Annotated in this window: 11 protein-coding genes; 3 read left to right on the top strand and 8 right to left on the bottom strand. The window is 62.0% G+C overall.

Annotated elements, in window-relative coordinates; all coding sequences use genetic code 11:
- The first annotated feature begins 40 nt into the window (after positions 1–40).
- Positions 41–1,345, top strand: a complete 1,305-nt coding sequence (locus tag LVD11_RS12970; protein ID WP_237059713.1) for a dicarboxylate/amino acid:cation symporter — start codon at positions 41–43, stop codon at positions 1,343–1,345.
- 65 nt (positions 1,346–1,410) lie between these two features.
- On the opposite strand, the gene LVD11_RS12965 is transcribed toward LVD11_RS12970, so the two are convergent.
- From LVD11_RS12965 to LVD11_RS12950, 4 genes are all read right to left on the bottom strand, one after another.
- Entirely contained in the window at positions 1,411–2,091 is a 681-nt protein-coding gene (locus LVD11_RS12965) for a hypothetical protein (protein WP_237059711.1), read from the bottom strand.
- Between the two features lie 328 nt (positions 2,092–2,419).
- Complete coding sequence (locus tag LVD11_RS12960) at positions 2,420–3,145, bottom strand: hypothetical protein (protein WP_237059709.1); 726 nt, start codon at positions 3,143–3,145, stop codon at positions 2,420–2,422.
- Positions 3,146–3,365: 220 nt separating this feature from the next.
- Positions 3,366–5,450 (bottom strand): ATP-dependent DNA helicase RecG, encoded by a 2,085-nt coding sequence (gene recG, locus LVD11_RS12955; protein WP_237059707.1) that lies wholly within the window; start codon positions 5,448–5,450, stop codon positions 3,366–3,368.
- Positions 5,443–6,369 (bottom strand): hydrogen peroxide-inducible genes activator, encoded by a 927-nt coding sequence (locus LVD11_RS12950; RefSeq protein WP_237059705.1) that lies wholly within the window; start codon positions 6,367–6,369, stop codon positions 5,443–5,445. Before LVD11_RS12950 ends, recG begins: the two co-directional genes overlap by 8 nt.
- A 188-nt stretch (positions 6,370–6,557) precedes the next feature.
- Here LVD11_RS12950 and LVD11_RS12945 point away from each other — a divergent pair, with 188 nt between their 5' ends.
- Both LVD11_RS12945 and LVD11_RS12940 read left to right on the top strand, forming a co-directional pair.
- A complete protein-coding gene (locus LVD11_RS12945; RefSeq protein WP_237059703.1) occupies positions 6,558–6,818 on the top strand; it encodes a GlsB/YeaQ/YmgE family stress response membrane protein in 261 nt (86 codons plus the stop codon).
- Positions 6,819–7,046: 228 nt separating this feature from the next.
- Complete coding sequence (locus LVD11_RS12940; protein WP_237059701.1) at positions 7,047–7,925, top strand: NAD-dependent epimerase/dehydratase family protein; 879 nt, start codon at positions 7,047–7,049, stop codon at positions 7,923–7,925.
- Positions 7,926–7,971: 46 nt separating this feature from the next.
- Here LVD11_RS12940 and LVD11_RS12935 read toward each other — a convergent pair whose 3' ends face one another.
- The 4 genes from LVD11_RS12935 to gmk all read right to left on the bottom strand — a co-directional run bounded on the left by LVD11_RS12935 (position 7,972) and on the right by gmk (position 11,711).
- Positions 7,972–8,355 (bottom strand): RidA family protein, encoded by a 384-nt coding sequence (locus LVD11_RS12935; protein WP_237059699.1) that lies wholly within the window; start codon positions 8,353–8,355, stop codon positions 7,972–7,974.
- Positions 8,356–8,498: 143 nt separating this feature from the next.
- The gene (gene spoT / locus LVD11_RS12930; RefSeq protein ID WP_237059697.1) at positions 8,499–10,619 is read right to left on the bottom strand and encodes a bifunctional GTP diphosphokinase/guanosine-3',5'-bis pyrophosphate 3'-pyrophosphohydrolase; all 2,121 of its coding nucleotides are present in this window, start codon (positions 10,617–10,619) and stop codon (positions 8,499–8,501) included.
- Between the two features lie 40 nt (positions 10,620–10,659).
- The gene (rpoZ, locus tag LVD11_RS12925; RefSeq protein WP_237059695.1) at positions 10,660–10,926 is read right to left on the bottom strand and encodes a DNA-directed RNA polymerase subunit omega; all 267 of its coding nucleotides are present in this window, start codon (positions 10,924–10,926) and stop codon (positions 10,660–10,662) included.
- A gap of 164 nt (positions 10,927–11,090) precedes the next feature.
- Positions 11,091–11,711, bottom strand: coding sequence for a guanylate kinase (gene gmk / locus LVD11_RS12920; RefSeq protein WP_237059693.1), 621 nt, complete (start codon positions 11,709–11,711; stop codon positions 11,091–11,093).
- Between the last annotated feature and the right edge of the window lie 19 nt (positions 11,712–11,730).

Genomic DNA, 11,730 nt, shown 5'->3' with positions numbered 1-11,730 from the left:
GGTACCGGCGGCCAACCAATCGCGGAGAACTGCAGCAGTCATGGGTCTCACAACAAGAATCCTCCTGGGGATGCTGGCCGGTATCGTGGCCGGGGTCATCATTTATGCCATAGGCCACACCCTCATGCCGGGTAGTGGTCTCGCGCACTTCCTGGACACATACCTGACCGGCGGCCTGTTCGATATCGTGGGTCGCGTCTTCATTGCCTCACTCAAGCTGATGGTGGTGCCGCTGGTGCTCGTATCGCTGATATGTGGCGCCTGCGCCCTGTCCGAGGGGCACCGCATCGGCCCCCTGGCCGGCAAGACTCTCCTGCTCTACCTGTTGACCACTGCCGTGGCGATTTCCCTGGCACTGCTGGTGGCCCTCGTGGTGCAGCCCGGTGTCGGTGTGGAGGCGAGCGCGACCGCGGCCTTCGAGGCCAAGGATTCGCCTCCCCTGTCGGAAGTGCTGGTGAATATCTTTCCCACCAACCCGGTCCAGGCCATGGCTGAGGGGAATATGCTGCAGATCATCGTGTTTGCCCTGCTGATGGGCTATGCGATTGCCCACTGCGGGGAGCCGGGCCAGCGCGTATCGGCGTTCTTCCGCGACCTCAACGAGGTGATCCTGCGCATGGTCGGGGTGCTGATGGTGTTTGCCCCCTACGGTGTCTTCGCCCTGCTGGCCAAGACCTTCGCCGAGTTGGGCTGGGGCTTTATGCTCGATCTGGGCAAGTACTTCCTGGTGGTGCTGGGCGTGCTGCTGCTTCACGGGCTGGGCGTTTATTCGCTGGTGCTGAAGCTGCTGTCCGGCCTGAATCCCCTGGAGTTGCTGAAGAAGATGCGCCCGGCGATGGCCTTTGCCTTCAGTACGGCTTCCTCCGCGGCCACCATCCCCGTGACCCTGGCAACAGTGGAGAAGCGCCTCGGCGTGGATAACAAGGTCGCCGCATTTACTGTGCCGCTGGGGGCCACCATCAACATGGATGGCACCGCGATCATGCAGGGTGTGGCCACCGTGTTTATTGCCCAGATGTACGGAGTGGATATCGGCCTCGCCGGTTATCTCACGGTTATCCTGACGGCGACCCTGGCTTCTATCGGTACCGCCGGCGTCCCCGGGGTGGGCCTGATTATGCTGGCCATGGTGCTGCAGCAGGTGGGGCTGCCGCTGGAAGGGATTGCCATCGTGATGGGTGTAGACCGGTTGCTGGACATGGTACGCACAGCTGTGAATATCACCGGGGATTCGGTGGTCAGCACAGTGGTGGCCAACAGCGAGGGGGCATTCTCAAGGGATGTCTTCTACGATGGCAACTACAACAGCGTTTCGGATAACAACCGCGTGGCAGCGGCGAGCTAGAACTGTCCAGGCCGTTCCCGGCCTCAGGCACCCGGCGGCTGATGTCGCCGGGTGCGCTGACTGCTTTAGCGTAAGGCCAGGGTGCGCAGCTGCTCCGCCTCGAAATCCTCCTCGCTCTCATCGAGCATCTCATCCACCATTTCGGTCAGCGCCCGCTTGATTGATTCCTCGGTGGTGTCCTCGCCCGTGCCCTCACCGTGCGGTGTTTTTGTTTTGTAGGACTCGCTGATGCGCAGGCCTGAAATGTCGATTTCCCCCTGCCGCACGGTACGGCCGTCAGGGGTCAGCCACTGGTAGCGATAGACGCCTTCCAGCTCCACCTTGCCGCGCTCGAGTTTGTATTCACTGCCGTTGCGGAGATCGCTGAATCGCTTGATCACCTGCACGTCCAGGGAGTTTTGCAGGGTCAGGTGAGCGGCATTCTCGACCAGCGGGATCTCGCTGTCATTGAAGCGCTCTGTCAGTTGTTGCGAGAGCTCGTTGTGCACATGGGTATGGTATGTGCGCAAGGCTTCATCCTTTATTGCCGTCAGGCTGAGGCCGGCATTGGCCTGTGCCAGCAGTTCGGCCAGCCCGGCACCACTGACCGGCATGGGGATGTCCAGGGCTATTTCAGCCGGTGCGATCTTGACCCTGGGATTGGGGGTATCTTCTTTAAAGCCCAGAAAGTTGCCCTGGCCCCATACGGGCACAGACAGCACAGACAACAGACCGGCCAGCGTGAGCAGGCGGGTGGTGGATATCATCGCTTTGTCTCCGAAAATTTTATTGTTATGTCGGCGACGGTTTACCGTCGTTCTTATGCTGTGATTTCACAGTTGGCGCATACAGGGAGAGACTGCTGTATTCGCCAGGATTATATCTGGAATTGATAACAGAAATTTTTATAGTACGCCAGTCCGCTTATTGGCAAAAAATGCGGACCAACTTTCAAAATTTGGTCACTTCTGAGTAACGGAGCCGGCGGCTGGTGGGCGTTGATGCTGCGCTGCGTCTGGAAGGGCAGCCGGGGAGGGATGTGGGAAGGTAGTGCGCTGCGCACAGGGGCGCAGCGCAGGAGCGGTTTGCGAGGGATCAGGGCGCCTGGTCTTTCATCGCCAGCTCTTGGAGGGTGTCCGACTCGAACCGGTCCTCTATCTGGTCGACGATTTCCTCGACCAGGTCGGTAAGGGCCCGCTCCACGGCGGGGCCGGTACTATCCTCCACTGCCCCCCCGTCCCTCGGGGTGCGGGTCACGTAGCGGCGTTCCACTTCCAGTGATTCGAGATCGAGCAGTTGCTCGTCAAGCAGGGCGCCCTGCCGGTCCCGCAGGGTATAGCGGAATGTTCCGTAAACCTTGAGCGAGCCTTTTTCCGTATCGTGGCGCTTGGACTTCATCACGTCACGGATTTGCTGGCGAATTGCAACATCCACCGTGCTGTCCAGCACCAGGTCACTATCCTGCTGCACCACGGGGATGTCCTCGTCCGTAAGCATCTCGGTAAACCTGCTCTGGAGTTCCGTTTGCAGGTGGGTGCTGAACCTTTCCACTGCAGCCTGTTTCAGTTGGCCCAGGCCATTGGGCAGTGACAGCAGCAGTTGCAGGCTCTGCCCGTCCATGGGGGTGGGGCCGTCAAGTGAAATCTCACTGTGCTGGATTCGCAGGCTTGGCAGGGGAGCTTCTTCGCCACCGCCGAACCAGCCGCCCCGGGGCTGGGCCTGCGCCTGGAAAGCGAGACATGACAGTAATGCGGTAATCAGTATGAATTTACAGGTATTGAAGGGGCTTTTTTTCATGGGACTCTTAACTATGCGACTCATTTTCATGGGACTCTCCCTGAGTGCTCCTGGTACTGTTTTCGTTCTGTCGATCGTAAGATCGGGCGAGGCAAAGGGCTCGTGCTCGGTCCCGGGATATTGCTGTGGTTAAAAACCGGCCCCGCCCCGTCCGGAACTCCCTGGTAGGGACAACCGGGCGGCGGCGCGGGCAAACCCTGTAATTCTGTTGGGCACTATTGTACCGTTCCTTGAAGCGCGACGCTCACGCTTCGGCAAAGCGCGGTTTGGTCTGTAACCAGCGCTCTACGAGGAGATGCCGGGCGGAACCGGTCAGCTCCGCTGAGGCGGCGATTTTCTGCACCAGTGGTAGCAGCGGTGCATCCCGCTGCAGGTCGGCAATCCGGTGGCCGATCTCGCCGGTCTGGCGCGTGCCCAGGATTTCACCGGGGCCCCGCAATCGCAGGTCCTCCTCGGCGATGGCAAAACCATCACTGTGCTGGCGCAGTGCCTGCAGGCGCGCACGCCCGTTCTTTGATAGCGGGCTGCCATAGAGCAGGACGCAGTGGCTGGCCACCGAACCCCGTCCCACGCGACCGCGCAACTGGTGCAGCTGCGCCAGGCCCAGCCGCTCCGGGTTCTCAATGATCATCAGGCTGGCATTGGGTACATCCACGCCCACCTCAATCACTGTGGTGGCTACCAGCAGGTCAACCTCGCCGGCCTTGAATGCGTTCATAACGCGCTCTTTCTGTGCGGCCTTCAGCCGGCCGTGCACCAGTGCGATGCGAACCCCATCGAGTGCTTCCGCCAGCTCCGATGCGGTGGACTCCGCGGCTTGCGCCTGCAGGCTCTCGGATTCCTCGATCAGCGTGCAGACCCAGTAGGCCTGTCGGCCCTCGGCCACAGCCCGGTGCACGCGCTCCATCACCTCATCGCGCCGCTCGCCGGAAATTGCCACCGTATTGATGGGCTGCCGTCCCGGCGGTAGCTCATCGATTACCGAGCAGTCGAGGTCGGCAAATACCGACATCGCCAGGGTGCGCGGAATCGGGGTGGCAGTCATGATCAACTGGTGGGGGTGGACGGGCCTGCCGCCACCTCCAACACTGCCCTTCTGCCGCAACTCCAGCCGCTGGCGCACGCCGAAACGGTGCTGCTCGTCGATAATCACCAGCGCCAGGTTGTGGAACTCCACATCGGCCTGGAACAGGGCGTGGGTGCCCACCACCACCTGTGCCTGGCCCGATGCGATGGCTGCACTTTGCTCGCGTCGTTCACTCGCCTTCAGGCTGCCGGTGAGACACGCCACCCGGACCCCGAGCGGTTCCAGCCAGGCGCTGAAGTTACGCCGGTGCTGTTCTGCCAGTATCTCGGTTGGCGCCATCACCGCGACCTGTGTGTGATTGCCGATCGCCTTCAGGGCCGCCAGGGCGGCCACCAGGGTCTTGCCCGAACCCACATCTCCCTGTAGCAGTCTCATCATCGGCGTGGGCCGAGCGAGGTCTGCGGCGATTTCGCGGCAGACACGTTCCTGCGCCCCGGTGAGCCGGAATGGCAACCCGGCCAGGAAGTCACGCTCCAGCGCGTTGTCCGCCGGTAGTGGCGGCGCCGAGTTGACGTCGCCCTTGTGTCGCAGCTCGAGCAGGCTCAGGTGATGGGCCAGCAATTCCTCCAGGGCCAGCCGCTGTTGCGCAGGATGCATTCCCTGCAACAGTTGTTCCAGATCGGTTCCGGCGGGTGGGGTGTGCAGGAAGCGCAGAGCATCCGCCAGCGGGTAGCGCATTACTGCCGGCAGGATTGCGGGCGGGAGCAGCTCGGTCACCCCGGACCGTTCCAGGTGCTCCAGTGCCTGCTGGACCAGGCCGCGCATACGAGCCTGGCTTACGCCCTCGGTCAGTGGGTACACCGGCGTCAGGGTGTCGGGCCGGGCCGGCGCCACCTCACCAATAATTTCGGTTTCCGGGTGATACAGTTCAATGCCGCCACTGCCACGCCTAGCCTCGCCGTAACAGCGCAGTCGCACGCCGGGGCTGAAGCGTTGCTTCTGTGCCGCGCTGAAGTGGAAGAAGCGCAGCGACATGGTGCCGCTGCCATCCTGCAGCCGCACCACCAGGCTGCGGCGGCGGCCGAAGACAATGTCCGCCGCGCGCACCTCGCCTTCGACGACTGCGTCCACCCCGGGCATGAGTGCGGCGATGGGTGTTACCCGGGTACGGTCCTGGTAGCGGTGTGGCAGGTGAAACAGCAGGTCCTGGACCGAGGAGATATGCAGGCGGTCCAGCACCTGGGCGAATTTTTCGCCCACGCCCCGCAAAGTCGTAACGGGCTGGTCGGCAGGATTACTCACTGATCGATAGCTGGCACTGGTTGATGGCGTCGCGCAGTATATCGATCGCGCGATGACGCGGGAAGCTGGCCCGCCAGGCCAGGGCCACGGTGCGCTGTGGTGCCGGGGCCTCGAACGGCCGGGTGGTGAGCAGGCCGCTGGCGTATTGCGAAGCGGTTACCGCCGACATGGGCAGGACGGTGATGCCGAGACCGGACGCCACCATATGGCGCAGTGTTTCCAGGGAGCTGCCGTCGGCAGCGGTGCGGATGCGCCCGTTACCCGATTCTTTTTCGATACTGTGCTGCAGCTGTGGACAGGCTTCCAGTACCTGGTCCCGGAAGCAGTGCCCCTCCCCCAGCAGCAGCACATTGTCCTCGGCCAGCTGGTCGGCGGAAATCTGTTCCTGTGCCGCCAGCGGGTGGTCAGCGGGCATCAATACCACAAAGGGCTCGTCGTAGAGAGGCTGGGTGACCACATCGGGCTCGTTGAACGGCAGCGCGATGATGATCGCGTCCAGCTCGCCCTTGCGCAGGCGCTGGCGCAGCGTCGCAGTGTAGCCCTCCTCGACGACCAGTGGCATGTCCGGTGCCAGTTGCTGCAACTGCGGGATAAAATGCGGAAAGAGGTAGGGACCGATGGTGAAGATGGCGCCCACCGAGAGCGGGCTCGACAGCTGGTCCTTGCCGGCACTGGCGATATCGCGGATGGCCGCCGACTGCTCCAGTACCAGCTGTGCCTGTGCCACGATGCGCTCCCCGAGGGGGGTTGCCTGCACCCGGGTCTTTGAGCGTTCGAACAGGGAGACCCCCAGCTCCTTCTCCAGTTTCTTGACCGCGATGGACAGGGTCGGCTGGCTGACAAAGCAGCGTTCTGCGGCGCGACCGAAATGCTGTTCCTGAGCCAGGGTCACGATATAGCGGAGTTCATTCAGTGTCATGGTTAAGTCAATCAGTTGATCAGCCCTAATAGGGATTATTCATATAACAGTCTCCGCTTCCAGCCCCCTATGTGACTGAGGATACTTTTTCGAGCGCTTAGAAAAAATTGCTATAAAAAACCGTACTTAGAGGAAAAAGGCGCGCAAATTTGCTATACGTGTAAGGTCACACTGAGTGGAGAGCCACCATGGGTATTTTTTCCTGGATTATTCTCGGCCTGATAGCCGGCGCGCTGGCCAAATGGATCATGCCCGGCCCCGATCCCGGCGGCTGGATTGTCACCATGGTCATCGGGATTATCGGTGCCTTTATCGGTGGCTGGCTGGGCTCCCTGGTCGGTATCGGCGGCCCGGTAACCGGTTTTGGCCTGGGCGACATTGTCACGGCCACCATTGGTGCGCTGATCTTCCTGTTTATCTACCGCAAACTGAAGACGCGCGGCGGCTGATCACCCGGCGTTGCCGGGGGCAAGGCAGGTGAGCCGCCCCCGCTCCTGTCCCGGTGTGTGCCACAGGCAGCGCCGGAACTGTGCTGGAAGTCGAGGAACCCCGGGCCAAACAATGACAGACTGAACACGCCGCGGGTTCCGCTGCACAAGATAACGCTCGAACTGGATTTTTTTGGGGGGGTACCGCATGGCGGCGGTTGAGCGGCCGGTTGCCCTGCGGAGTTTCTGATGAACAAACAAAAGCTCTGGATATTTGGCTGTGGTGACCTGGGGGCCCGCCTGGCGCTGCAGTTGGATCGCAACGCCTACGAAGTGTACGGCGTTCGCCGTAACCCGCTGGTGGCCCTGGCACGCAAGCGCCGTGCCGACGCGGTGCGCTGGCGACGCGGGGACGCAACCAAGCCGGAAGATATAGAACGGCTGTTGTCTGGCGGCGCGGATGTGGTGATTGCCACGTTCACCCCGGATGAGTACACCCCCGGTGGTTACCAGCGGGCCTACGTGGATACGGCGACGGCCATGGCCACGGCGCTGGGCAACCTGGAAACGCCGCCGCGCCTGTTGATCTGGGTCTCCTCCACCCGGGTGTACGGCCAGGGCGGCGAGGAGTGGATCGACGAGCGTACTCCCCCGATTCCCACAGGATTCCAGGGGGATATGCTGTTGGCGGCGGAAGAGATTATCCGCGATGCAGTGCCGGTCACCTGCGTGGTGCGCTTTGCGGGTATTTATGGTCCCGGGCGTGATCGCCTGCTCTCCCAGGTCCGTGCCGGCCGGTGCGCTCCCCCGCACCCGCCCCAGTTCAGCAATCGCATCCATGTTGACGACTGCATCGGCTTCCTGATTCACCTGATGGAAAAGCAACGCCAGGGCTGGTCGCCGGAGCGTCTGTATATCGGTGCGGACTCCACGCCGGTGCCCATGCACGAGTTACAGCACTGGCTCGCGCGGGTGATGGGATACACCGGGGCACATTTGCGGGAGGAGGTGCAGACCAGCCAGCGCCGTTCGAAGAAGCTCAGCAATCGGCGCATGCTGGAAAGTGGGTACGAACTGAAGTACCCGGATTACCGGGCGGGCTACAGTGCCCTGCTCGATATAGACTGAGGTCTGGCACCCGGTGGCGCGGGTGCCCCTGAGGCGGCCCTGCCGGTCAGATCACCATTACCGCTTCCGCCTCGAACAACGCACCTTTCGGCAATTCCTTCACACCCACTGCCGCGCGGGCCGGGAACGGCTCGTCAAAGCATTCGGCCATGACAGTGTTAACCGTGGCGAAATTACTCAGGTCGGTCAGGTACAGGTTCAACTTGACGATGTGCCCCAGTGAGCCGTTGGCCGCCTCGCAGACAGCGCTCAGGTTCGCAAACACCTGCCGCGCCTGGGCTTCAAAGCCGCCCGGCACAATTTCCATGGTTTCCGGATCCAGCGGGATCTGTCCCGACAGGTAAACGGTGTTATCCACCTTCACGGCCTGGGAATAGCTGCCAATAGCGGCCGGTGCCTTATCGGTTTTTATTACCGCGCGATTAGGCATGGTTCACTCCAGAGTTTGCTGAAAAACGAAGCGGGGCAATATAGCGCGGCTGGTGGGGTTTGGGGAGCCCGGAGATTATTTGGCCGGCTATAAAGCAGAAGTTTTGCGTCGCGGTGTATAAAAAGCCGCCATTTATCCCAAAATCATCCCGGGCGCGCGATGCGGATCACCGATGGCAGGTTGCGCAGCCGCCGCATCACCCGGGCCAGGTGGACACGGTTGCTGACCTCCAGGGTCATCGCAATCACGCTGTTGTGGGCATCCTTCTCATCCACGTGGATCTGCTCGATGCTGGCACCCTCTTCCGTGATTCGGGTGGCAAGGCGCGCGATGATGCCGCGCTCGGATTCCACCTCGACCCGCACATCGGCAAGGAACTCCCCCTTCACATCGGGTGACCAGTTCACCAGCATGATGTTTTCCGGGTGGTCGCGGAAGTCGTTGGTGTTGCGACAGGTATCGCGGTGCACCACCACCCCCTTGCCGGAACTGATATGGCCAATGATGGTATCTCCCGGGATCGGGCGACAGCAGCGCGCAAAGCTGATCAGCATACCCTCCTGGGCATCGATGTTCAGCGGTGAGGAGATATTGCTGGCCTCGGTCTCGGCACTGCCCGCTGGCACCAGCAGCTTGGCCGCCGAAAACGCGACCTTGTTGCCGAGCCCGATTTCCTCCAGCAGCTTGTCCAGGGTCGCACATTTGGCTTCTTTCAGGCCCCGCTGCAGCTGCTCTTCGCCCAGCTGGCCGAGGCTGGTATTGAACTTGAGCAGCGCTTTCTCCAGCAGTCGCCGGCCCAGGGCGATGGAGTCGTGGTGGCGCTGGTGCTTGAGGTAATGGCGAATGGCACTGCGCGCCTTGGCGGTGACCACAAAGTTGAGCCAGTTGGGGTTCGGCTGCGCGTTCTTGCGGGTGAGGATCTCCACCTTCTGCCCGCTTTCCAGCGGTTGCGAGAGGGGCGCCAGGCGCTGGTTGATGCGTACCGCCACACAGGAGTTGCCCACGTCGGTATGCACCGAGTAGGCGAAATCGACCGCCGTGGCGCCAGCCGGCAAATCGATGATCTCGCCCTTGGGGGTGAACACGTAGACCTCGTCCGGGAACAGGTCGATCTTCACGTTCTCGATGAATTCCAGCGAGTCGCCGGCACGTTGCTGCATTTCCAGCAGCCCCTGGACCCAGCGTCGCGCGCGCACCTGGCTGGTACCGCCGGTGTTGATTACCTCGTCTCCGGACGCCTTGTACAGCCAGTGGGCGGCAATACCACTGTTGGCCATTTCGTCCATTTCCTTGGTGCGGATCTGCACCTCGATCGGCACCCCGTGCATCCCCAGCAATACCGTGTGCAGGGATTGGTAGCCATTCGATTTGGGGATGGCGATATAGTCCTTGAATTCGCTGATCACCGGCTTGTACAGGTTGTGGATTACACCCAGTACCCGGTAGCTGGTGTCCACGCTGTCGACGATGATGCGAAACGCGTAGACGTCCATGATTTCCTTGAACGATTTCTTCTTGGCGCGCATCTTCTGGTAGATGCTGAACAGGTGCTTTTCGCGACCAATCACCAGCGCATCGATATTTTCCCGTTGCAGCCGTACCTCGATGGCGTTCTGGATTTTCTCCAGCAGTTCCTTGCGGTTGCCCCGTGCTGCCACGAGAGCCGCGCGCAGGCGGCTGGCCCGCAGCGGGTAGATGGCGAAAAAGGCGCGGTCCTCGAACTCGATACGCACATCGTTCATGCCCAGCCGGTGGGCAATGGGCGCGTAGATCTCGAGGGTTTCACGGGCAATACGCACACGCTTCTGGGGCTTGAGCGCCCCCAGCGTACGCATGTTGTGCAGGCGGTCGGCCAGTTTGACCAGGATTACGCGGATATCCCGGGCCATGGCCAGCGCCATTTTCTGGAAGTTCTCCGCCTGCTTCTCCGCCGGGCTGTCGGTCTCGAACTGGGTCAGCTTGGAGACCCCGTCCACCAGGTCGGCCACCTCGTCACCGAACTGCTCCTGCAGCGCCGCCTTGGGGATGCCGGTATCCTCGATCACATCGTGCAGCATCGCAGCAGCCAGGCTCTCGTGGTCCATGTGCATGCCCGCGAGGATGGTCGCTACGGCCAGGGGATGGGTGACATAGGGTTCGCCGGAGCGGCGCTGCTGGCCCTCGTGGGCCTGCTCCGCATAAAAGTAGGCGCGGCGGACTATCTGGATCTGGTCGGGGGGCAGGTAGGAGGAGAGGCGATGGGCCAGACTATCGATGGTATGCAAAGCCGCGCTCGCCTCCCGTTGCTTCAGGTATGAGGATCGCTTACAGGTCCTGTTCCGGCAGGTATGCGGGCGCGGGCGCCTCTGCCATCGGGGCCTCTTCCTCGTCCGGCTCGTCCAGGATGCCGGCGTCGACCAGCCCCTCCTCGATCTCGCGCAGGGCGATCACGGTGGGCTTGTCGTTCTCTTCAGCTACCAGCGGGTCGCGCCCACCGGTGGCAATCTGGCGGGCGCGCTTGCTGCCCACGATAACGAGTTCGAAGCGGTTGTCGACGTGCTCGAGGCAGTCTTCAACGGTAATACGTGCCATAGATCTAGTATTCCATTGCAGTGCCGCCGGCCCAGCGGCCGGAAGCGAATTCGGTACAGGGTTCGCGGTCTGTTGGTGCCGGGGGCGCCGGGTGCCGCGGGACCGTGGAGTTTACCGTACTGTACAGTGTACGTAAATCGAGCAGCGACGTGTTGCCGGTGGCGTCAGTCACGGGACAGCAGTGCCTGCAGCAGGTCCCGATGGCGCTCCTGCTGGCGTTCGAGGCGCTGGCGCTGGGAGGTGACGATCGACTGCAGCTCACCCAGAGCCACCTGGAAGTCGTCGTTGATCACCAGGTAGTCGGCCTCGACGTAGTGGGACATCTCGTCGATGGCCTGCGACATGCGCCGCTCGATTACCGACTCGTCGTCCTGGCCGCGTCCGGTCAGGCGCTCGCGCAGGGTCTCCTGGGAGGGTGGCAGGATAAAGATGCCGACGGTGTCCGGCAGCAGCCGGCGTACCTGGGCCGCACCCTGCCAGTCAATTTCCAGAATCACGTCACGACCTTTGTCCAGGGTCTCCTGCACCCATTCCTGGGAGGTACCATAGAAATTATCGAACACCTGCGCGTGCTCCAGGAAAGCGTCCCGGCCCAGCATCTCCAGAAAAGCCTCGCGCCTGACAAAGTGGTAATTCACTCCATCCTGCTCGCCCGGTCGCATGGGGCGCGTGGTATGGGACACGGATACGGTCACCCGGGAGTCGCCGTCGACCAGGGCCTTAACCAGGCTGGTCTTACCGGCGCCGGAGGGTGCGGATACGGTAAATAGGGTTCCTGCTTGCACAACTCTTCCTGTCTGGGGG

It is taken from the genome of Microbulbifer sediminum (assembly GCF_021729035.1).
In the GTDB taxonomy this organism is placed as follows: Bacteria; Pseudomonadota; Gammaproteobacteria; order Pseudomonadales; family Cellvibrionaceae; genus Microbulbifer; species Microbulbifer sediminum.
Note: the sequence above shows the minus strand (reverse complement) of the source record. Positions and strands in the feature narration are given on the sequence as shown.

Coding starts and splice junctions, on each gene's coding strand:
- LVD11_RS12935 (WP_237059699.1), bottom strand. CDS start 8,355: ATGCCTAATCGCGCGGTAATAAAAACCGATAAGGCACCGGCCGCTATT.
- LVD11_RS12945 (WP_237059703.1), top strand. CDS start 6,558: ATGGGTATTTTTTCCTGGATTATTCTCGGCCTGATAGCCGGCGCGCTG.
- LVD11_RS12960 (WP_237059709.1), bottom strand. CDS start 3,145: ATGAGTCGCATAGTTAAGAGTCCCATGAAAAAAAGCCCCTTCAATACC.
- rpoZ (WP_237059695.1), bottom strand. CDS start 10,926: ATGGCACGTATTACCGTTGAAGACTGCCTCGAGCACGTCGACAACCGC.
- LVD11_RS12940 (WP_237059701.1), top strand. CDS start 7,047: ATGAACAAACAAAAGCTCTGGATATTTGGCTGTGGTGACCTGGGGGCC.
- LVD11_RS12970 (WP_237059713.1), top strand. CDS start 41: ATGGGTCTCACAACAAGAATCCTCCTGGGGATGCTGGCCGGTATCGTG.
- LVD11_RS12965 (WP_237059711.1), bottom strand. CDS start 2,091: ATGATATCCACCACCCGCCTGCTCACGCTGGCCGGTCTGTTGTCTGTG.
- LVD11_RS12950 (WP_237059705.1), bottom strand. CDS start 6,369: ATGACACTGAATGAACTCCGCTATATCGTGACCCTGGCTCAGGAACAG.